The sequence below is a fragment of the Nonomuraea sp. NPDC050310 genome (assembly GCF_040655795.1).
In the GTDB taxonomy this organism is placed as follows: Bacteria; Actinomycetota; Actinomycetes; order Streptosporangiales; family Streptosporangiaceae; genus Nonomuraea.
In genome coordinates this window covers 147645-167732 of the sequence record NZ_JBFAKP010000002.1, presented here as the reverse complement: position 1 = coordinate 167732, position 20088 = coordinate 147645, and the positions used below count along the sequence as shown (strand labels likewise).

Sequence of the window (20088 nt, the reverse complement as noted above, 5' to 3'; positions counted from 1 at the left end):
CAATTCGGCAGTGATCCGCTTCCACAACTGAGGACGCGGTCTGAGGGATGGTAGAACGCTGAATGTGGACGATCGTCGGGAGCGGCTGCGGGCGCTAGGCGCTCTGGTTCGGCGTCTTCGCAAGAGCGTAGGACTCACAGGCAAGGAGCTGGCCGCGCGCGCTGGGGTTACGCAGCCGACGATCTCTCAGATTGAGACCGGGCAACTGCTGCCGCTGCCCGAGACGGTTGAGCGGCTAGTTGAGGGGCTGTCGCTGTCGGATGCTTCGCGGGGTGAGTTGGATAACCTGCTTGAGCGTCTTCGTGAGGAGATCCCACGACTCAAGGGTGGGTTGGCCGGCCGTGAGGAAGCTGATGTGGCACGGGTGCGTGCCGCGAGTCGAGTCGACTCGTTTCAGCCGGCGATGATTCCCGCTCTGCTTCAGACGGCGGAGTACGCACGGCTGGCCCTTCGTCTTGGTGGAGCTGGCCAAGAGGATGCCATCTCTCGGGCGGCTGCTATCCGCGTCGAAGGGCAGGCCGTGCTCTTCGAGGAAGGGCGGGAGTTCTCCTTCGTGCTCACCGAGGGCGCCGTACGAACGTGGCCTGGGCCTGTCTCTGTGGTTGACGCTCAACTTGATCGGCTCGTGCAACTCTCCACCCTGCCTACCGTGCGGCTCGGGGTGGTGCCGTGGGCGGTTCAAGTGCCGCGACTCCCCCTGCACGGGTTCACGATCTTCGATGAGAAGGCGAGTGTTGTCGAGATGCTGACCTCGGAAGCGTCCGTCACGGACGCCGATGATGTCCGGGTCCACCTGGAGACCTTCCGGGCCTTCGAGGGTGTGGCGATCTTCGGGGACGAGATGCGGGAGCTGCTCGGCCGGGTCGCCGCGGACTTTCGGCAGTTGAAGAACATCGACTGATTCACTTATTTATAAGTGAGATAACTTGAGTCAAGCCCCGCGACACTCATACGCTGCTGCCATGGATGTATAGCCCCCTAGACATCGGAGACGTCCATGCCTCCTTGGCGCGTATCTCGCATGTTCCTCGGCTCCACCATCTCCATCCTCGAAGCCCGCCGCTTCGTCTCGGCCTTCCTCGGCGCCTGGCCCACGCTCGACGACGCCATCCTGATCGTGAGCGAACTGGCCACCAACGCCATCCGCCACAGCCAAAGCGGACGGCCTGGCGGCAGGTTCGTCGTCACCCTGGAAGTCGTCGGCTCCTCGCTCCGGGCGGAGGTGCGGGATGAGGGCGGGCCGCGTCGGCCGATGCTGTTCCCGCTCTGCACCACGGAGCCGGGAGGGCGAGGGCTGGCGATCGTGTCGGAGCTGTCCGCGAAGTGGGGCGTAGCCGGCGATGACTACGGCCGGACGGTGTGGGCGGTCCTGGAAGTGTCACCTCTGGCTCTGGTGAGCGGGTCATGACGTGCTACGCGGTGCATGTGCCGGCCGCTGATCCGAACTACGAAGCGATCGAGTGGGGCGAACCGCGTAGGGACGAACGCGTTCGGGTGGTCCAGTGGACGTGTGACTGTCAGGCCACGTTCTACGAACTCCGGAGTGCGGCCGGTCTGTACTTCTTGTACCGAAGTGCCCCTGAGGCAGAGTCCGCGCGGCTCTTCAGGGCGGAAGCCCACAGCCTGTGGACAGACCTGCTTAACGGCAGGGCGCGTTGACGCGCGGCGTCCCAAAACGGCGATCGGCAATCAAGGCGGTAAGCGGGGTGACCGGGGAAGCCCTCAAATCCGTACTGTCTAGAGGGATCGACGGCGAATCGTCTAGGGGCCTAGACTCGGTGGAGCACCACGGAAAGGGAACCACCGTGCCACCCAGCGAGCTTGAGCGCATCGCCTCCATCGACGATCCATACCTGCTGATCCGCCAAGCCACCGAGCGACTGAGCGCGGCACAACTGGAGGTCACCGAGCTGGCGAGGCTCCGTCGCCGGGTGATCCAAGAGCTGCACGCCCAAGGCATCTCCTATGCCCAGATCGCCCAGCAAGCGGGGCTGTCGCGCGGGCGCATTCACCAGATCAAGCACACGGGGCCAGCACCCGAGGGCGCGTTCCTCGGCGCTGGGACGATCACGCTGGCGACTCCGCTCAAGCGGGAGGCGAACAACGCCCGTCCCGTGGTCGCCATCGAGGACGTCACCGCGGCCAAGCGGCTGGAGGACCTGGCGCGCGGCTTCGGCATGGCCGCCAACCTCGAACACGTCCCGCTCGGCGGGGAGATCGACCTCAACCGCCCGAACCTCATCGTGATCTGCGGGCCGAAGCTCTCGCCCGTGATGGGCGCGCTGTACGAGTCCGACCCGGTGATCGAGTGGGTCAAGGACGGCGCGTGGACGTTGCGCGACAGCCGTACCGGCGAGGTGTATCGATCGGGAGAGGACTCCGACCCGGCCCGCCCGGTCGACTACGCGTATCTTGGCCGGCTCCCCCGGCCCGACGGGCAGGGCAACGTGCTGGTGTTCACCGGCATCCACCCGCAGGGGACCCTTGGTGTCGTCGACCTGCTCACCTCCGAAATCGCGACCCTCTGGGGTCAGGTCGGCGAAGAGCGGTTCTCCACCGTCATCGGCGTGGAGTACGACCCGGCGACCGGGGAACCCGTCCGGGCAGAACTGGCCAGCCCGCTCTACCGCCACGAGGAGAGTTGACCGTGCGCCTCGCCTTCGCCACCGAAGCAGCTCCAGGCCGGCCGAACGAGGACTTCGCGGGCGCGACGCCCAACGCCGCGGTGCTGCTCGACGGGGTCGGTACGCCGGTCGGCTCGGATGCCGGGTGCTCGCACGGCGTGCCGTGGTTCGTGCAGGCACTCGGCTCGGCTCTCCTCGCGGGGATGAGTCGCGACGAGGACACCTCGTTGACGGAGGTCCTGGCTGATGGGATCAAGGCCGTCGCCTCACTGCATGACTCGACCTGCGACCTCACCCACCCCGGCTCTCCATCCGCGACGGTGGTCATGCTCCGCCGTACGGCAAGCGCCGTGGAGTGGCTGGTCCTTGCTGACTCGGTCCTGTTGCTCGACGTCGTCGGCACCGACGAGCCGATGATCATCTGCGACGAGCGTGAGGCTCTGGTAGGCGAGCCGTACCGGAAAGCCATGGACGCGCTTGCCGCCGGCACGCCCGAACACGTAGCCGCGCACCGGGCGTACGTGGAGACCCTTCGGGATCACCGCAACAGGGACGGCGGGTTCTGGGTGGCTGCGGTTGATCCGCTGGCCGCTGATCAAGCGCTGACGGGAAGCGTTCCGGCAGACACGGTCAAGGCCGCGGCGCTGCTCAGTGACGGGGCATCCCGACTGGTCGACCGCTTCGCGCTGGCGAGTTGGAGAGAAGCGCTCGGGCTGCTAGCGCTCACCGGGCCCGACGAGTTGATCAAGCTCGTGCGCGAGGCCGAGACCAGCGACCTCGACGGCGCGCGGTGGCCTCGTGGCAAGGCGTTCGACGACGCTACGGCCATGTTCTGGAAGTTCTTCTAGGGAAGCCAGAGAATTTCGTCCACCCCCCTAGACAGTTCTGAATCACCGATCTACCTTCAGTGCATAGCCCCCTAGACGCCGACCTCGAACGCACCAAGCGCTCAATGTCTAGGGGGGTACACAGAAGGAGCCACATGGCCATCCAAGGTCCTATCCCCGTCCACTTCGAGCAGGTCTTCCCGCACGGCTGCTTCCTCGTCAGCGAGGTCGAGCAGGTCAAGGACTTCGACGCCTCCACCAAGGACCGCGTCGTCTACGCCAAGGACAAGACCACCGGCGAACTCGTCTGGCAGGTCGCGGTCATGGACGGCGACCCCACGGTGAAGCTCTCCCAGAAGACCGTGGCCGTGAAGATCCTCTCCCCCACTCAGCCCATCGTGCCGCCGGCGCCCGCCTCCGGCCCGATGATCGTCCCGGTCGAGTTCGACGGCATGACGGTCACGCCGTACGTCGCCATGAACACCGGCCGGCTCGCCTACTCGCTCCGCGCCACCGGCATCCGCGCCCCGCGCACGTACTCCTCCAAGGATGTCGCGTGAAGCGCCCCCGGCCGGTCTCGGTGATCACGCTGAAGGCGGGCGCCCCGTCGAACGCCAAGTCCTACCCCTACCCGCGTCGGACCCCGGTCCTGTCCCTCGACTTCGACACCACGTCGGTCCTGATCACGACGTCGTTCACCGACCGCGTCACCAAGGCGGACGTCGCTTTCGCCCGTGAACTGGCGGCCGAGACTGCGGCCTTCGCCGCCTCGGTCGAGCAGATGTTCCGCGCCGCCTCCGAGGAGGCCCGCGGATGAGCCGACGCAGCCACCACTTCTTCTCGACCGGAGAGAACGCCCGAGTCCGCTGCTACACCTACGCCGGTCGTACGCCGATCTTCGATCTCACCTTCGGCTCCTCGATCGTCTCGTTCTCCACCGAGGAAGACGCCGCGCTCACCGACAACGACCTTGCCTTCGCGAAGGCCCTGGCCCGCACCGCCGCCGAGTACCTCGCCGCCTGCGAACAGCTCCACGCCAAGCACGCGTGATCCAAGCGGGCCGCCAGAAGCGCCAACTTCCGGCGGCCCCGGTTCTCCCCTGGGTTCTCACATCAAGGAAGGCATCAAGCCTAATGCTCAGAAAACTGCCTGGTGATCCCGTCTCCGGCATCGTCTCGACCACCCCGGACACCGCGGTCGTCTTCCGTCCGGCCATCGTCCAGACCCCGGCGATCGTCACCATCGTCATCTTCGCCATTCGCCTGATCATCGGCCTCATCCGCGCCCTGATCCGACACCCCATCGCCGCAACGATCACGATCACTCCCGGAACCCTCTTCAGCCTGTACGGCTGGCAGTTCGCCGCGATGGCCGTGGCGACACCCGTCGCCCTCATCACCCCTTGGGCCGTCGCCTACCCGCGGCAGGTCCTCCCGTGGTTCGGACACCGTCTGCTCGCCTGGTGGCGGCTCATCTGGATCTACCGCCGCCACTGGCAACCGGTCATGATCGTCTCGGGCCTCGGCCGCCACCTCCGAGGCCGCGACTACATGCCCCGCCTCCTCCGCGTCACCTGCACCTCATGGGCCGACGTGGTCACCGTGAAGATGCTCGACGGCCAAGCCGCCAAGGACTGGTCCGAGCGCATCGAACACCTCGCCCACGGCTTCGGCGCACCGTCCTGCCGCGTCAGCGTCGAACGCGCCGGCCGCCTCCGCCTCACCTTCCCGCGTCACGACCCCCTCGCCGAACCGCTGCCTGCCGTACCTTTCCCGGCCGAACCCACCGTCGGTCCCATCGAGATTGGACGCACTGAGGACGGTCGACCCTGGCGCCTCAAGCTCCACGGAACCCACGTCCTGGTCGCCGGCGCCACCGGAGCGGGCAAGGGCTCGATCCTCTGGTCGGCGATCCGCGGCCTCATCCCCGCCGTGCTCTCCGGCCTCGCCGAGATCTGGGCTCTCGACCCCAAGCTCATGGAACTGTCCTTCGGCCGCGTTGTCTTCGGCAACCGCTACGCCGCCAACCCGGCCGACTGCGCCGATCTCCTCGACCAGGCCGTAGCCGTCATGCGCGAACGCGCCGGCCGCTTCGCCGGAGTGCAGCGCGACCACGTCCCCACCACCCGCGACCCGTTCGTCCTGGTGGTCGTCGACGAGATCGCGTTCCTCACCGCCTACCAGTCCGACCGCGCCTTACGGCAACGTATTTCCTCCGCCCTGGCCACCCTCACCACCCAAGGTCGCGCGGTAGGCGTCGGTGTCCTCGCCGCCCTCCAGGATCCGCGCAAGGACGTCATCACCATCCGCAACCTCTTCCCCGACAAGATCGCCCTCCGTCTCGACGAGTCAGAGCAGGTCGACATGGTCTTGGGCGACGGTGCCCGCGACCGGGGCGCGCTGGCCGACCACATCTCACCGATCCCGGCCCTCGGCGCCGGCGTGGCTTACGTCCGACTGGAGTCCTCCCCGGATCCCATCCGTGCCCGAGCCGCCTACGTCTCCGACGCCGACATCAACGCCATGACCGCCCTCTTCCGGGAGGCCATGTGACCCTGCCCCGGCTCGTACGGCAGGCGATGCCTCTCGCCCTGGACGTCGCCATCGAGATCGCCAAGAACAACGGCGTCTGCATCCGCCCTATCGAACTCCGCCGCCAGGACACCACCACCGGCGAGATCATCCCCTTCGACCTCCCCTGCGGCGCCACGCAGGAGGCCAAGTGCCCGCCCTGCGCCAAGCGCAACCAGCAGCTCCGCAAGGCCCAATGCCGCGAGGGCTGGCACCTCGACCACGAACCCACCGCCGACCCCGCCGAAGCCACCGACGAACAACGCTGGCTAATCGAGTTCCGCGCCGACATCCAGGCCAGACACGACCAGGCCACCACCGAAGCCGAAACCGCCGACTGGGCCGCCGCCCTGGTCGCCATCGACGCCGAGATCACCCAAGCGGGCATGCGCGGCACCCTGGCCTCCCACCGAGGTACGGCACGCCGCACCCGTACCACCCGCCGTCGCCAGGACGCCCCCGACCTGCCCCGCCGAACCCGCCGCCCGACCACCCTGGGCCGCACCTTCACCGGCCCGCAAGGCCAGCTCTACCGCCCCTCGATGTTCGTCACCCTGACCCTCCCGTCGTACGGCAAGATCCGCAACGGCGCCCCCGTCGACCCGGTCACCTACGACTACCGGCGCGCCGCCCGCGACGCCATCCACTTCTCCAAGCTCGTCGACCGCTTCACCCAGAACCTGCGCCGCGTCGCCGGTTACGACGTCCAGTACTTCGCCACCGTCGAACCCCAAAAGCGGCTGGCCCCACACCTCCACATGGCCATCCGCGGCACCCTGCCCCGCGCCGAGATGAAACAGATCGCCACCGCCACCTACCACCAGGTCTGGTGGCCCCCCTCGGACAACCCCGTCGACTACGAACCCGCCTGGGACGAACACGGCTACTTCAACCCCGAAACCGGCGAATACCTCTCCACCTGGAACCAGGCTCTCGACCAGCTCGACGAGCCATCACACGTAGTCCGCTTCGGCGATCAGGCTGACGTCCAAGGCGTCCTGGCCGGCTCCCCCGCCGCCAACCGCGCCCTCGGCTACCTGACCAAGTACCTCACCAAATCCCTCGGCGACCCCTTCAACGACAGCGACCAGGCCCGCCACGACCACACCACCCGCCTCCTCGACGCCCTCCGCTACGAACCCTGCTCGCCCACCTGCGCCAACTGGCTCCGCTACGGCATCCAACCCAAGGACCCCAAACCCGGCATGACCCCCGGCCACTGCCGCGGCAAAGCCCACCGCCCCGAACACCTCGGCTACGCCGGCCGCCGCGTCCTCGTCTCCCGCAAGTGGTCCAACAAAACCCTCCGCGACCACAAGCAGGACCGCCGCGCCTGGGCCCTGGAACTCCTCGGCCTCGACGACCCGACCGCCAACGACCCGCACCGCTACATCTGGCACCCGGTCTCCACCAACGACCCAACCCGAACACCCCGAGCAACCCAACTCATGAGAGGCATCGCCCGACGACAACAGTTCCGCGCCAGCCTCCTGGCCCTCGAAGCCAGAGCCGCAGGCCACTCGACGGGCAGAAACGAGGGCGCGGCATGACCCAAGACCTCACCCAGGGCCGGTTGCTGACCGTCGAAGAGGTCGCCGAGCGGTTGAACACGAGCGTCCGTTTCCCTCGGCGCTTGATCGAGGAACGCCGCATCACTTTCGTCCATGTCGGCCGCAAGGTGCGTATCCCCGAAGCCGCGCTTGAGGCGTTCATCGCCGCCGGCGTCGTCCATCCGATCACCACCCGCCGAAGGAGGGCCGCGTGACCGTCAGGAAGAAGAAGGCGACCAAGCGGCGCTTCGGCCGTGTACGGCAACTCCCGTCCGGGCGCTACCAAGCGCGCTATCCGGGTCCGGATGGCGTCGACCGCCCGGCGCCTGAGACCTTCGCCACCAAGACCGACGCTGAGATCTGGCTGACCAGAACCGAGGCCGAGATCCTGGAAGGTGAGTGGATTGATCCCGACGCCGGAAAGATCAAATTCGGCAAGTACGGCAAGGACTGGATCAACGAGCGGCCGAACCTTCGCCCCCGCACGATCGAGTTGTACGGCTACCTGCTGCGCACACATCTCGTACCCACCTTCGGCGAGAAGGCCATGAACGAGATCAAGGAGCCGCACGTTCGGCGTTGGCGGAAGAAGCTCCTCGACGCCGGAGTCAGTGCGGTGACCGCGGCCAAGGCGTACCGGCTGCTCAAGGCCATCTTCACCACAGCAGTGGACGATCAACTCCTGAAGCGCAATCCGTGCCGAATCAAGGGAGCCGGGCAGGAAAAGTCCGCGGAACGCAAGATCCTGACAGTCGGGCAGGTCTACAAGCTCGTGGACGCCATCGGCAACCGCTACCGCGCCCTGGTTCTTCTGGGGACCTTCGCGAGCCTCCGGTGGAGTGAGCTGGCCGGCCTTCAGAAGAGGGATCTGAACCTCGACGAGCAGACCATCCGCGTGGAACGTCAGCTCATCTACCTCACCGGGAAGGGGCTCGTCTTCACCGACCCGAAATCAGAGGCCGGCAAGCGCACCGTGGTGATTCCCGGCCTCATCGTGGATGAGCTCCGAGCACACCTCAAGGACTTCGCCCAGGACGGCGATGAAGGCTTGGTGTTCGTCGGGCCCGACGATGGTCCGCTCCGCAACAGCAACTTCAACCGCCGCGTGTGGCCCAAGGCTCTGGAGGATGCCGGGCTACCGAAGATTCATTTTCACGACCTCCGGCACACCGGAAACACCCTTGCCGCCAACGCCGGGGCATCGATCCGTGAGCTGATGGCGAGGATGGGTCACTCCAGCACCCGCGCCGCGATGATCTACCAGCACTCCACCGATGAGCGTCAGCGCGAGGTGGCGCGGAAGCTTGACGACCTTGCCCGCGGGGTTCTGAGGAACCGATCGGGCACGTGACGGGCACGCCTCCCGAATTCCTCCCAGACACACAGAAGCCCAGGGCAGACGATCATGTCTGACCTGGGCTTTCTGCAGGTGAAGCGAGGTGGAGCCTAGGAGATTCGAACTCCTGACATCCTGCTTGCAAAGCAGGCGCTCTGCCAACTGAGCTAAGGCCCCGCGAACGAAAGACAGCTTACCGAACGGAAGCGGCTACCTGCTGCGCCCCCAGCTCCTCGGCCAAGATCAAATCGGGGAAATCGGCCAGGGAGTCGAGGACGTGGGTGGCGCCGCCCTTGAGGAGGCGTTCACGGCTGTGGACGCCGTTCATGATGCCGGCGACGATGGAGGCGCCTGAGCGGCGGCCGCAGAGCATGTCGCTCTCGGCGTCGCCCGCGACGGCGACCTGGCGGACGTCCTCGATGCCAAGGCGGAGTACGGCATGCAGGATCATGTCGGGCCAAGGGCGGCCCCGGCCGGCGTCTTCGGGCGAGATGGCCAGGTCGATCTTGTCTTCCCAGCCGAGCACGCCGAGGACACGGCTCAGGGTGGACCGGCTGAAGCCGGTGATGAGCGCGATGGAGATGCCCGCACCACGCAGTTTGTCGAGGACCTCGATCACGCCGGGCGTGGGGACGAGACCTGTGCGTTCGATGGTGCCCTCATAGGAGCGTTCGAACGTCAGGTTCGCCGCCTGCGCCTGGGCCTCGTTGCCGGGGAAGATCCCTCGGAACACCTCGATCTTCGGGCAGCCCCGGGACCGGTGCACGTGCACCATGGCACGGGCATATGCGCCGGTCCCGGGCACGATGCCCTGGGTGGCGACCGCCTCGGAGAAAGCACGTTCCACCGTGGCGATGTCACCGATCGTCGTGCCGGCGAGATCCAGGCAGGCCAGCTTGATCGGCATGGCTTCGCTCAAGGGCGAGACTTACTTCTCGCTGCCGGTCGCTTCGGTCCACAGGTCGAGCTCGGCGCGGTCGGCCTGAACCTTGCGCCAGATCAGCAAGCCCCCGAGAGCGAGCAGGGCCAGGACGAGCAGCTTCTTCACGATGTGACCCCAATTCTTCGACTGTCCCGCCCTAGCCGGAGACGGGACGACGGTTCGTTTAGCAGACTAGCAAGGGATGGGGGTGCTTCCGGTGTTGCCCGCGAACCAGATGTGCGGGTTTTTCCGGTAGGCGCTGGTGAGGGGGGCTTGACATTGCGGTAGGTGCTGGTGGGGAGGGGCTGGGGGGCCTGGGGGCTGGCGCGGGGGTCGGGGTGGGGTGTCCGGTGCTGGACGGGGGTGGGGGTCTTGTCGCGGGGGTTGTGGGGCGCGGCCTTGGGGTGACGGGCTCGGTTTGCGGGGTGGTGGGTCCTCGCGTTCGGGGTGGTGGGTCTTCGGGTTCGGAGTAGGGGCGCTTGGCGCGGGTGATGGCGTTTGGTGCGGGGTGGGTGGCGCTGGTTGCAGGGTGCGGCGGGCCTTGTCTGGCGCTTGTCGCGGGGGTGCTGGCGCTTGGCACAGGGCGGTGAGTGGGGGCGGGCGGTAAGGGCAGCGAGGGTCTATGGAGGCTGCCGGGGTTCGTTATCTCGTTCATGACGTTGAGCGGGCGGTTGAGTTCCACACCGAGCTGTCGGGGATTGCTGTGGTGGCGCGGCCGGGTTCGGATTTTGCGGTTCTGCAGCTCGGGGGTTTGCGGCTGTATGCGAACGCCATGCAGGGGGAGGGCGGGTCGGGCCGGCACCGGCATCGGGCTGCGCGGTCGAAGGGCGGGGTCGCGGTGCACGGCTGAGGGGAGCGGGTTGACATACCCCTGTGGGGTTAGGTAGCTTCCGGAGCACACCGATACCCCCTAGGGGTATGGATTTCTTTCTGAGAAATACCATAGGGGGGTATGGTGTTGTGGTAGAAAGAGAGTGGAACGAGGAGATGGACATGAGCACTGCCACCTACACCGTCAAGGGCATGACCTGCGGCCACTGCGTGAGCTCGGTCAAGGAAGAGGTCGGCGAGGTCGCCGGGGTGACCGCCGTTGAGGTGGACCTGGCCAGTGGCCTGCTGACCGTGGACAGCGACTCGCCCGTCGAGCGCGACCAGATCGTGGCCGCGGTCGAGGCAGCCGGATACGAAGTGGTGAACCAGTGAACACTCCAGCCAAGCTCGGCGCGTACGGCCTTGGACTAGCGCTCATCTTCGGGGCGGCCCTCGCCGGGGGTAACGCGGTGGGGGACGTGACGGCCGCGCCGGAGCCGAAGAGCGGACAGCATGGACATGCGGCTCCCAAGCCCGCGAGCACGCCCCAGCCCACGAGCACAACCACGCCCACGACCACGACCACAGAGGGAGGGCATGGCGGGGGGCATGAGGCGGTGACGACGGCGGCCAAGGGGGCCAAGGGGGATACCCCCGGAGGGCTGCAGATTTCGCAGGGCGGGTACACGCTGACGCCGATGACGAACACGGTGGAGCCGGGGAAGGCAACCGACTTCCGCTTCACGGTGACGGGGCCGGACGGAAAGCCGGTCACGGACTACGCCGTCGAGCACGAGAAGAAGCTGCACTTCATCGTGGTCTCCCGCGACCTGGGCAGCTTCCAGCACCTGCACCCGGAGGAGGCCGGCGGCGGGGTGTGGAGCGTGCCGCTGACCCTGCCGGAGGCGGGCGTGTACCGCGCGTTCGCCGACTTCAAGCCGACCGGCCAGAGCGGCCTGACACTGGGCGCCGACCTGTACGCCTCGGGCGCGTTCCAGGCCAAGCCGCTGCCCGCGGCCAGCCGTACGACAAAGGTCGGCGACTACACTGTGACCCTCGACGGGGACCTGGTCCCGGGCCGGTCCAGCAAGCTGACGCTGCGGGTGACCAAGGACGGCAAGCCCGTCACCGACCTGCAGCCCTACCTGGGCGCCTACGGCCACCTGGTGGCGCTGCGCGCCGGTGACCTGGCCTACCTCCACGTGCATCCGGAGGAGAGCAAGGCGGCCGGGCCGGAGATCGTCTTCTTCGCCGAGGTGCCGAGCACGGGCGACTACCGCCTGTTCCTCGACTTCAAGCACGGCGAAACCGTGCATACCGCAGATTTCACAGCTAAGGCCCAGACCGCTCAAACCGCTCACGACGACGACGAAGAGCACGGCCACTAACCGGACGCGCGAAGAGTGCCAGGGAAGGAGAAGGCGATGACCGACACCATCGAGCTGTCGATTGGTGGCATGACCTGCGCGTCCTGCGCCAACAGGATCGAGCGCAAGCTGAACAAGCTGGACGGCGTGACCGCGACCGTCAACTACGCCACGGAGAAGGCGCAGGTCACCTTCCCCGAGGGCGTGGACCCCGAGAAGCTGATCGCCACGGTGGAGTCGGCCGGGTACACCGCCGCCCTCCCCAAGCCGAAGCAGCAGGAGGGGACGGCCGACGAGGAGCCGGAGGACGAGCTCAGGCCGCTCCGCAACCGCCTGGTCACCAGCCTGGTCCTCAGCGTGCCGGTGATCGCGATGGCGATGGTCCCGGCGCTGCAGTTCACCAACTGGCAGTGGCTGAGCCTGACCCTGGCCGCCCCGGTGGTCGTCTACGCCGGCTGGCCCTTCCACAAGGCCGCCTGGACCAACCTGCGCCACGGCGCCGCCACCATGGACACCCTGGTGAGCATCGGCACGCTGGCCGCGTTCGGCTGGTCGTTGTGGGCGCTCTTCTTCGGTACGGCAGGCGTCCCCGGCATGACGCACCCGTTCGAGTTCACCATCGCCCGCACCGACGGCTCGGCCAACATCTATCTTGAGGCCGCCGCCGGCGTGACCGCCTTCATCCTGGCCGGACGCTACTTCGAGGCGCGCTCCAAGCGCCGGGCGGGTGCGGCGCTCCGCGCCCTGCTGGAGCTGGGCGCCAAGGAGGTCGAGCTGGTCGACGGCCGGCGCATCCCGGCCGAGCAGCTCCAGGTGGGCGACCGGTTCGTCGTCCGCCCCGGCGAGAAGATCGCCACCGACGGCGTGATCGAGGAGGGCACGAGCGCGGTCGACGCCTCGATGCTGACCGGCGAGTCGGTCCCGGTGGAGGTCCGCAAGGGCGACAAGGTCGTCGGCGCGACCGTCAACGCCGGTGGCCGTCTGATCATCCGGGCCGAGCGCGTCGGCCAGGACACCCAGCTCTCCCAGATGGCCAAGCTGGTCGAGCAGGCGCAGACCGGCAAGGCGCAGGTCCAGCGGCTGGCCGACCGGATCTCGGGGGTCTTCGTCCCGATCGTGATCGGCCTGGCCGTGGCGACGCTGGGCTTCTGGCTCGGCACGGGCGAGGGCGCGAGTGCCGCCTTCACCGCGGCGGTAGCCGTACTGATCATCGCCTGCCCCTGCGCCCTCGGCCTGGCCACGCCCACCGCGTTGCTGGTCGGCACCGGGCGGGGCGCCCAGCTGGGCATCCTGATCAAGGGCCCGGAGGTCCTGGAGTCCACCCGCAAGATCGACACCATCGTCCTGGACAAGACCGGCACCGTCACCGAGGGCAAGATGACCCTCACCGACGTCCACCTCGCCGACGGCGAGAGCCGCGAGGAGGTCCTGAAGCTGGCCGGGGCTCTCGAGCACGCCTCGGAGCACCCGATCGCGCAGGCCATCGCCCGGGCGGCGGAGTCCACCGCCACGGTCGAGGACTTCGCCAACATCGAGGGTCTCGGCGTCCAGGGCATCGTCGACGGCCACGCGGTCCTCGTGGGCCGGCCGCAGTTGCTGGCCGAGTGGTCGCAGCACCTTCCGGTAGCGCTCAAGGCGAAGCTGGAGGAGGAGCAGGACCAGGGCCGGACGGTCGTCGCGGTCGGCTGGGACGGCAAGGCGCGGGCCATCCTCGTGGTGGCCGACGTCATCAAGCCGACCAGCAAGGAGGCGATCGAGCAGCTCAAGGCGCTCGGCCTGACCCCCGTGCTGCTCACCGGCGACAACGCGGCGGTCGCCAGGACGGTCGCGGCCGAGGTCGGCATCGCTCCCGAGGACGTCATCGCCGAGGTCCTGCCGGCCGACAAGGTCGACGTGGTCAAGCGGCTGCAGGACGCGGGCAAGACGGTCGCGATGGTGGGTGACGGCGTCAACGACGCCGCCGCGCTCGCCCAGGCCGATCTCGGCCTGGCGATGGGCACCGGCACCGACGTGGCGATCGAGGCGGCCGACCTCACCCTGGTCCGTGGCGACCTGCGGGTGGCGGCCGACGCCATCCGGCTCTCCCGCCGGACGCTCAGCACGATCAAGGGCAACCTGTTCTGGGCCTTCGCCTACAACGTGGCCGCCCTGCCGCTGGCCGCGCTCGGCCTGCTGAACCCGATGATCGCCGGAGCGGCTATGGCCTTCTCCAGCGTCTTCGTGGTCACCAACAGCCTGCGCCTGCGCAGCTTCAAGTAAGCGAACAGCCCGGAACGCGGCCGCGGTGGACCTCCGGTCCCCGCGGCCGTGGTGTTTCCGTAGCCCGGCGAACCGGCACGGCCGGGGGCTGACCTCGGGTACGGTTCGATCCCGACATCAGGCATCGAACAGGGCCTGCTACTGCGCACAGTGGCCTAGGAGACATGGGCGGCAATCACCACACGCACGGCACCGAGGTTCCGGCCTCGCGTGGCACCCGGATCGCCACGCTTGCGGTCGTCGTCCCGCTGGCGCTGGCCACGCTGGTCTCGCTGATCCTGCTGTGGCCGGGTGAGCGGACCGACAAGCCGCAGCCCGGCCCGGAGCGGGTGAAGGGCACGATCACCGCGATCTTCCTGAAGGCGTGCTCGGATCCGCTGCCCGGCGAGCCCAAGCCCGATCCGAAGACCTGCGGCGAGGCGACGGTCCGGACCGAGGCGCAGGACGAGATCACCGCGTTGCTGCCGAGCGGCCCGGGTTCGCAGGTCTTCCAGACCGGGGACGAGATCGTCGCGATCAACACCGGCGAGTTCTACCAGCTCTCCGACCACGACCGGAGCGGCGCGCTGTGGATCTTCGGGCTGGCCTTCGCCGCCGCGGTGGTCGCCTTCGGCCGGTGGAAGGGCGTGACCGCGCTGGTCGGCCTGGCGGTGACCTTCGTGTTGCTGCTGCTCTTCATCATCCCGGGGATCCTGCAAGGCGAGCCGCCGTTGCTGGTGGCCATCGTCGGCGCCGCGGCGATCATGCTGGCCGTGCTCTACCTGACGCACGGTTTCACCGTCGGCACCTCGATGGCCGTCCTCGGCACGCTGATCAGCCTGACGCTCACCGGCGTGCTGTCCTACGCCTCGATCGGTTTCGCGCACCTGACCGGGGTGACCGACGAGAGCTCGTTCTACCTGGGCATGAGCTACCAGATCAACACCGAGGGCCTGCTGCTGGCCAGTGTGATCATCGGCTCGCTGGGCGTGCTCGACGACGTCACGGTCACCCAGGCGGCCACCGTGGCCGAGCTGGCGCGGGCCAATCCGGGCTACGGCTTCGGGACGCTCTACCGGGCCGCCGCCCGGGTCGGGCGGGCGCACATCGCGTCGGTGATCAACACCATCGTGCTCGCCTACGCGGGCGCCTCGCTGCCTCTGCTCATCCTGATCAGCGTGGCCGCGCAGCCACTTGGTGACGTGCTGGCCAACCCGGCCATCGCGCAGGAGATCGTGCGGAGCGTCGTCGGCACTCTCGGGCTGATCGCCGCTGTGCCCATCACCACCTTGCTGAGCGCGTGGGCGACTTCGCGGGCCAACGGGCAGGCCAGGCACCGCAGGGGCTGAGGTCGCTCAGCGCCAGAAGCGGCGGGTGCGCTCGGCGGACACCTGTTCCTGGTCGGGCGGTGACGGCGGTTGGACGATGATCACCGTGGTCCTGGCGTACCGCGCGCAGTACAGGCTGGTCGAGGGCAGCAGCATGCGGGCCAGCACGCCGCGGCGGCTGCGCCCGAGGACCAGCAGGTCCCCCTCGCGAGCCAGGTCGACCAGGTGGTGGCCCGGCTCGCCGAGCCGGCTGATCAGGGCGGTCTCCACGTCGTACGGCACGCCGCCGGCGACGTCCTCGAAGGCGCGCTCGACCAGTTCGATGGCCCGCTCCTCCTCGTCCTGGCGGGCGGCGTGGTGCACCGGCAGCGTCTCGGAGAAGGGATGCACCGGCGCCCGGCTCACGTGCACGGCCACCAGGGCCATCCGGCGCAGCCGCGCGTCGCCGATCGCCCAGGCCAGAGCCCAGCGCGAGGCGGGCGAGTCGTCGACGCCGACGATCACCCGCGGCTGGCTGGGCAGCTCCACGGCCCTACTGCCTCCTTAGACGGCCCCGAGCCAGGCGGGGCCCGGGCTCCGGCGGCCCGGGGTCCCGGTCATGTCGGTCAATTGTGCTCTCATCCGGCCCGCATCGCGAGATACCGGCGAAGTCACTTTGCCGGGCGTACCAGAGCCAGCAGCCCGTCCAGAAAGGCACCGCGCTCGGTCTCGGTGAGCACGCGGTACGGCACGGCCGCCCGCCGGTTGGTCTCCTGCTCGATCCGCTCACGCGTTTCGCCCGGCGGCAGGGCCGTGACCTGGGCGGCGGTCAGCCCGGCCGCCTGCCAGGCGGCGGCGTGCGCGTCGGCCCGGTGGTAGCGCAACGCGGCCAGCCGGTTGAACAGCAGCAGCCCCGGGCTCGGATCCGGCTCGTACGGCGGAGCCATCACCCGCAAGGCCGGTCCCGCGTCGTCGAGGGCGGCCTCCAGCACCCGCCCCGCCAGCCCGGCCAGCGTGGCCACGTCGTGCCCGGCCCAGAGCGTGGCGGTGGCCTCGGCGTTGGCCCGGTAGACCAGCTCGATGAAGGCCAGCCCCTTGGCCGTCACGCGGAAGGTCCCGGCGGGTTCCTCCTCCAGGGCGCCCTCGTCGAGGTGGGCGCGCAGCACCGGCTCGCGCTCGGCGGCGGTGCCGTACCGGTAGACGGCGGCCAGCCCGGCGCGGGTCAGCGGCCGGAGCGGGAGGGTGAAGCGCTGGTCGACGAGGAGGCCGGGGGTGAGCCCGGAGGCGCGGACGGCCTCGGCGGACAGGGGGCGGCTGGCGGCGTGCCCGTCGATGTGGGCGGCGTCGATCACGGGGGCGACGGCGGCGGCGTACTTCGGCATCAGCGTAAGTATGGGGCCGCGCCCCGGCGGTTACGAGGTCACCTTGGCCAGCACGATGCCGCCGACGATGAGCGCCAGGGCGGCCATCCGCCCGATCGAGACGGGGTCGTCGTTGAGCCAGATGCCCAGCCCGATGGCGCCCACCGCGCCGATGCCGGTGAAGACGGCGTAGGCGGTGCCGACCGGGATGGTGTTCATCGCCCGGGACAGCAGCAGCACCGCGCCGATCATGAGCGCGATGGAGATCACGCTCGGCAGGGGCTTGGTGAAGTTCTCGGTCGGCCGGATGCTCTGCGACCAGGCGACCTCGACCAGGCCGGCCAGCAGGAGCACGAGCCAGTTCATCGGCCGGCCTCCTGGCGGGCGGCGGCCAGCGACTGCTCGTGCTGCTCGCGCAGGTGGGCCAGCAGGGGGTCGATGCGGGCGTTGGCCAGTTCGGCGTGGATGAAGGTGACGTCGTCCACGGCGAAGTGGCCGTGGAAGAAGTCGCGCAGGTAGCGCTCCTGGTGGTCGAGGGGCGCCTTGGGGGCGTCGCCGGTGTAGATGCCGCCGCGGGCGCTGGTCACCACGAAGCGGCGGCCGGCCAGCGACATGCGGGGGAAGGTCACCTGGTCGAGCCACGCCTTGAGCGAGGAGGGGATCGAGTAGTTGTACATCGGCGTGCCGATCAGCACCACGTCGGCCCACACCAGCTCGTTCAGCAGCGGCTCCAGCACGTCCCATGCCTCGATCTGGGCGGGGGTGCGGGCGGCTTCGCGGTACCTGGCGATCTCGGTGATCCGGTGGGCCATCACGTGGTCGCACAGTTCGGTCCAGGCCTCGCCGATGTGCGGGACGGGGTCGGCGGCCAGGTCGCGGTAGTGGTAGCCGCCGTCGGGGTGTTCGGTCCGCCAGCGCTTGGCCCAGGTGGCGGACAGCTCGCGGGAGAGGGAGGCGCGGCGGGCGCTGGCGTCGAGGTGCAAGAGGTTCATGATCGGTCTCCATATCCGGACATCGTGTCCGCTTATACGCTACCGGATAAGCGGACACAGTGTCCAGTTATATGCTGGGGCGGTGGAGAGAGCAGACGCCGCGCGCAACCGCGGCCGCATCCTGGAAGCCGCCGCCGAGCTGTTCGCGGCCAAGGGCGCGCCCAACGTGACCATGGACGACATCGCCCGAGCCGCCGGGGTCGGGCGCGGGACGCTCTACCGGCGCTTCCCCGACCGCGCCTCGATCGCCACGGCATTGCTCGACTCGCACGAGGCCGCGCTGCAGGAGCGGCTCCTGCGCGGCGAGCCGCCGCTGGGGCCGGGGGCGCCGCCGCGCGAGCGGCTGGCCGCGTTCTACGCGGCGATGGTGGAGCTGCTGGAGGCGCACGCGCACCTGGTGCTGGGCGCCGAGACCGGGCGCTCCCGGTTCGAGACCGGGGCCTACGGGTTCTGGCGGGTGCACGTGCGCTCGCTGCTGGTCGCCGCCGCGACGCCCGACCCGGACGCGCTGGTGGACGTGCTGCTGGCCCCGCTCGCGCCCGACGTCTACACCTACCAGCGGCAGGACCGGGGGCTCAGCCCGGCGCAGATCACCGCCGCGCTCGGCCGGCTGGCCTCCGTGATCAGCCGCTGACCGCGTGCTCGGCCAGCAGGGCGGCGACGGCCTCCCGGTCGCGGCGCTCCAGGGCCTCGACCAGGCGCTCGTGCAGGCGGTGCCGGGCGGCCAGGTAGCCAGGCTCGGGTTCGGCCATCGAGACCGTGCGCGAGCCGATGACGTCGAGCAGGCTGAGGTAGAGCGAGCGCAGCAGCGGGCTGGGGCTGATCTCCGCGATCCGCGCGTGCAGCGCCCAGTTCGCCCGGACGAACGCGGTGGCGCCGGCCGCGCGCTTCATCGTCTCCAGGCAGGCGCGCAGCTCGGCGAAGTCGGCCGGGGAGCCGTGCCACAGCGCGTCCTCGAAGAGCAGCGGCTCCAGCGCGTCGCGCACCCGGATGGCGTCGGCGACCTCGGAGGCGCCGGAGTCGAGCGCGAGCATCGTGGTGCCCAGCCGGACCATCGGCGACTGCTCGGCGGCGAACAGGCCGCCGCCGGGGCCGGGCCGTACGGTGACCAGGCCGCGGGCCTGGAGCAGGCGCAACGCCTCGTTGAAGGTGCCGGCCGAGACGCCGCACGCCTGGCGCAGCTCCTCCTTGGTGCCCAGCCGCTCGCCCGGGGCCGCCGCCCTGGACAGCCCGGCCAGGACCTCCGCCGCCCGCTCCGCACGATTCATCTGGCTAGGATACGCATAATCATCATGATGAATTGAGGGAGCCTCCCGATGCGTATCGCGAACCTCGCCGGCCGCCTCGTCCTGTTGATCGACGACCGCGCGGTGGACGTGGCCGAAGCCAGCGGGGGGCGCTTCGCCGCCGACCCGCAGGCCGTCTACGAGCGCTGGGCCGAGTTCCGCGCCTGGGCCGCGAGCGCCGACCTGCCCGAGGGCGTGCCGTACGCCGCCGAGCGGCTCGGCTCCCCCGTCCCCGCGCCGCGCCAGGTGCTCGCGGTCGGCCTCAACTACAGCGAGCACGCCTCGGAGTCGGGCTTCGCGGCCCCGGACACGCTGCCGCCGATCTTCACCAAGTTCGCCAGCGCCATCACCGGCCCGGTCTCAGAGGTACGGCTGCCGCCGGGCGGCCACACCGACTGGGAGATCGAGCTGGTCGTGGTCATCGGCTCGCGCGCCTACCAGGCCGAGCCCTCGTGGGAGCACGTCGCGGGCGTGACGATCGGGCAGGACCTGTCCGAGCGGATCACCCAGCTGACCGGCCCGGCCCCGCAGTTCAGCTTCGGCAAGTCCTTCCCCGGCTTCGCCCCGATCGGCCCGTGCGTGGTCACGCCGGACGAGTTCGCCGACCCCGACGACCTGGAGCTGCGCTGCACGATCAACGGCGAGGAGATGCAGAAGGGCCGCACCCGCGACCTGATCTTCCCGGTGCCGGCGCTGATCGCCAAGCTGTCGGCGGTGCTGCCGCTGCTGCCCGGTGACGTGGTGTTCACCGGCACGCCGGCCGGGGTGGGGCTGGGCCGTACCCCGCAGCGCTGGCTGGCGCCGGGCGACGAGCTGGTCTCCACGATCGAGGGCATCGGCGAGCTCCGGCAGCGCTTCACCTCCTGAAGTTTCCGGATTTTTCGGACGTTTCTGGGCA

25 protein-coding genes and 1 tRNA gene are annotated in these 20088 nt (G+C 69.2%); 18 read left to right on the top strand and 8 right to left on the bottom strand.

The annotated features are described in order from the left end of the window. The first annotated feature begins 64 nt into the window (after window positions 1-64). From AB0I67_RS06920 to AB0I67_RS06870, 11 genes are all read left to right on the top strand, one after another. Window positions 65-901, top strand: a complete 837-nt coding sequence (locus AB0I67_RS06920) for a helix-turn-helix transcriptional regulator (RefSeq protein ID WP_357918864.1) — start codon at window positions 65-67, stop codon at window positions 899-901. A gap of 120 nt (window positions 902-1021) precedes the next feature. Beyond that, complete coding sequence (locus tag AB0I67_RS06915) at window positions 1022-1408, top strand: ATP-binding protein (protein WP_357918861.1); 387 nt, start codon at window positions 1022-1024, stop codon at window positions 1406-1408. A 397-nt stretch (window positions 1409-1805) separates the two neighbouring features. Further along, entirely contained in the window at window positions 1806-2645 is an 840-nt protein-coding gene (locus tag AB0I67_RS06910; protein WP_357918858.1) for a sigma-70 family RNA polymerase sigma factor, read from the top strand. Between the two features lie 2 nt (window positions 2646-2647). Then, the gene (locus AB0I67_RS06905) at window positions 2648-3472 is read left to right on the top strand and encodes an integrase (RefSeq protein ID WP_357918855.1); all 825 of its coding nucleotides are present in this window, start codon (window positions 2648-2650) and stop codon (window positions 3470-3472) included. Between the two features lie 134 nt (window positions 3473-3606). Continuing rightward, entirely contained in the window at window positions 3607-4011 is a 405-nt protein-coding gene (locus AB0I67_RS06900) for a plasmid replication, integration and excision activator (RefSeq protein WP_357918852.1), read from the top strand. Next, window positions 4008-4268, top strand: a complete 261-nt coding sequence (locus AB0I67_RS06895) for a hypothetical protein (protein WP_357918849.1) — start codon at window positions 4008-4010, stop codon at window positions 4266-4268. Before AB0I67_RS06900 ends, AB0I67_RS06895 begins: the two co-directional genes overlap by 4 nt. Next, window positions 4265-4501, top strand: coding sequence for a hypothetical protein (locus AB0I67_RS06890; protein ID WP_357918846.1), 237 nt, complete (start codon window positions 4265-4267; stop codon window positions 4499-4501). Before AB0I67_RS06895 ends, AB0I67_RS06890 begins: the two co-directional genes overlap by 4 nt. 83 nt (window positions 4502-4584) lie before the next feature. Further along, entirely contained in the window at window positions 4585-6003 is a 1419-nt protein-coding gene (locus AB0I67_RS06885; RefSeq protein WP_357918843.1) for a cell division protein FtsK, read from the top strand. Beyond that, window positions 6000-7571, top strand: a complete 1572-nt coding sequence (locus tag AB0I67_RS06880) for a replication initiator (protein ID WP_357918840.1) — start codon at window positions 6000-6002, stop codon at window positions 7569-7571. The genes AB0I67_RS06885 and AB0I67_RS06880 overlap by 4 nt, the downstream gene beginning before the upstream one ends. Beyond that, the gene (locus AB0I67_RS06875; RefSeq protein WP_357918837.1) at window positions 7568-7786 is read left to right on the top strand and encodes an excisionase family DNA-binding protein; all 219 of its coding nucleotides are present in this window, start codon (window positions 7568-7570) and stop codon (window positions 7784-7786) included. Before AB0I67_RS06880 ends, AB0I67_RS06875 begins: the two co-directional genes overlap by 4 nt. Further along, entirely contained in the window at window positions 7783-8922 is a 1140-nt protein-coding gene (locus tag AB0I67_RS06870; RefSeq protein ID WP_357918835.1) for a site-specific integrase, read from the top strand. The genes AB0I67_RS06875 and AB0I67_RS06870 overlap by 4 nt, the downstream gene beginning before the upstream one ends. Window positions 8923-9011: 89 nt before the next feature. On the opposite strand, the gene AB0I67_RS06865 is transcribed toward AB0I67_RS06870, so the two are convergent. The 3 genes from AB0I67_RS06865 to AB0I67_RS06855 all read right to left on the bottom strand — a co-directional run bounded on the left by AB0I67_RS06865 (window position 9012) and on the right by AB0I67_RS06855 (window position 9955). Continuing rightward, window positions 9012-9084: transfer RNA gene (locus AB0I67_RS06865), tRNA-Ala, on the bottom strand. 16 nt (window positions 9085-9100) lie between these two features. Beyond that, entirely contained in the window at window positions 9101-9814 is a 714-nt protein-coding gene (locus tag AB0I67_RS06860) for an HAD family hydrolase (RefSeq protein ID WP_357918832.1), read from the bottom strand. 21 nt (window positions 9815-9835) lie between these two features. Beyond that, window positions 9836-9955: a DLW-39 family protein gene (locus AB0I67_RS06855; protein ID WP_357918829.1), complete on the bottom strand. Its 120-nt coding sequence runs from the start codon at window positions 9953-9955 to the stop codon at window positions 9836-9838. A 496-nt stretch (window positions 9956-10451) separates the two neighbouring features. Between AB0I67_RS06855 and AB0I67_RS06850 the strand changes: the two genes are divergently transcribed. From AB0I67_RS06850 to AB0I67_RS06830, 5 genes are all read left to right on the top strand, one after another. Continuing rightward, the gene (locus AB0I67_RS06850; RefSeq protein ID WP_357918826.1) at window positions 10452-10679 is read left to right on the top strand and encodes a hypothetical protein; all 228 of its coding nucleotides are present in this window, start codon (window positions 10452-10454) and stop codon (window positions 10677-10679) included. Window positions 10680-10822: 143 nt separating this feature from the next. Beyond that, on the top strand, window positions 10823-11032 hold the full coding sequence (locus tag AB0I67_RS06845; protein ID WP_357918823.1) for a copper ion binding protein: 210 nt from the start codon (window positions 10823-10825) through the stop codon (window positions 11030-11032). A gap of 305 nt (window positions 11033-11337) precedes the next feature. Then, complete coding sequence (locus AB0I67_RS06840) at window positions 11338-12027, top strand: hypothetical protein (RefSeq protein ID WP_357918820.1); 690 nt, start codon at window positions 11338-11340, stop codon at window positions 12025-12027. Window positions 12028-12063: 36 nt separating this feature from the next. Then, window positions 12064-14265, top strand: coding sequence for a heavy metal translocating P-type ATPase (locus AB0I67_RS06835; protein WP_357918817.1), 2202 nt, complete (start codon window positions 12064-12066; stop codon window positions 14263-14265). Between the two features lie 164 nt (window positions 14266-14429). Then, the gene (locus tag AB0I67_RS06830) at window positions 14430-15593 is read left to right on the top strand and encodes a YibE/F family protein (protein WP_357918814.1); all 1164 of its coding nucleotides are present in this window, start codon (window positions 14430-14432) and stop codon (window positions 15591-15593) included. Between the two features lie 6 nt (window positions 15594-15599). Here AB0I67_RS06830 and AB0I67_RS06825 read toward each other — a convergent pair whose 3' ends face one another. The 4 genes from AB0I67_RS06825 to AB0I67_RS06810 all read right to left on the bottom strand — a co-directional run bounded on the left by AB0I67_RS06825 (window position 15600) and on the right by AB0I67_RS06810 (window position 17904). Further along, window positions 15600-16100, bottom strand: a complete 501-nt coding sequence (locus AB0I67_RS06825; RefSeq protein ID WP_357918811.1) for a universal stress protein — start codon at window positions 16098-16100, stop codon at window positions 15600-15602. 122 nt (window positions 16101-16222) lie between these two features. Next, window positions 16223-16933: a hypothetical protein gene (locus AB0I67_RS06820; RefSeq protein ID WP_357918808.1), complete on the bottom strand. Its 711-nt coding sequence runs from the start codon at window positions 16931-16933 to the stop codon at window positions 16223-16225. Between the two features lie 30 nt (window positions 16934-16963). Beyond that, window positions 16964-17278 carry a multidrug efflux SMR transporter gene (locus AB0I67_RS06815; RefSeq protein ID WP_357918805.1) on the bottom strand — a complete coding sequence of 105 codons (315 nt, stop codon included), beginning with the start codon at window positions 17276-17278 and terminating at the stop codon, window positions 16964-16966. Continuing rightward, window positions 17275-17904 carry an NAD(P)H-dependent oxidoreductase gene (locus AB0I67_RS06810; protein WP_357918802.1) on the bottom strand — a complete coding sequence of 210 codons (630 nt, stop codon included), beginning with the start codon at window positions 17902-17904 and terminating at the stop codon, window positions 17275-17277. Before AB0I67_RS06810 ends, AB0I67_RS06815 begins: the two co-directional genes overlap by 4 nt. Window positions 17905-17986: 82 nt before the next feature. Here AB0I67_RS06810 and AB0I67_RS06805 point away from each other — a divergent pair, with 82 nt between their 5' ends. Continuing rightward, window positions 17987-18538, top strand: coding sequence for a TetR/AcrR family transcriptional regulator (locus tag AB0I67_RS06805; RefSeq protein WP_357918799.1), 552 nt, complete (start codon window positions 17987-17989; stop codon window positions 18536-18538). On the opposite strand, the gene AB0I67_RS06800 is transcribed toward AB0I67_RS06805, so the two are convergent. Further along, window positions 18528-19172 (bottom strand): FCD domain-containing protein, encoded by a 645-nt coding sequence (locus AB0I67_RS06800; RefSeq protein WP_357918796.1) that lies wholly within the window; start codon window positions 19170-19172, stop codon window positions 18528-18530. The genes AB0I67_RS06805 and AB0I67_RS06800 overlap by 11 nt on opposite strands. A gap of 48 nt (window positions 19173-19220) precedes the next feature. Here AB0I67_RS06800 and AB0I67_RS06795 point away from each other — a divergent pair, with 48 nt between their 5' ends. Further along, window positions 19221-20057, top strand: coding sequence for a fumarylacetoacetate hydrolase family protein (locus tag AB0I67_RS06795; protein ID WP_357918793.1), 837 nt, complete (start codon window positions 19221-19223; stop codon window positions 20055-20057). The last annotated feature ends 31 nt before the right edge of the window (window positions 20058-20088 follow it).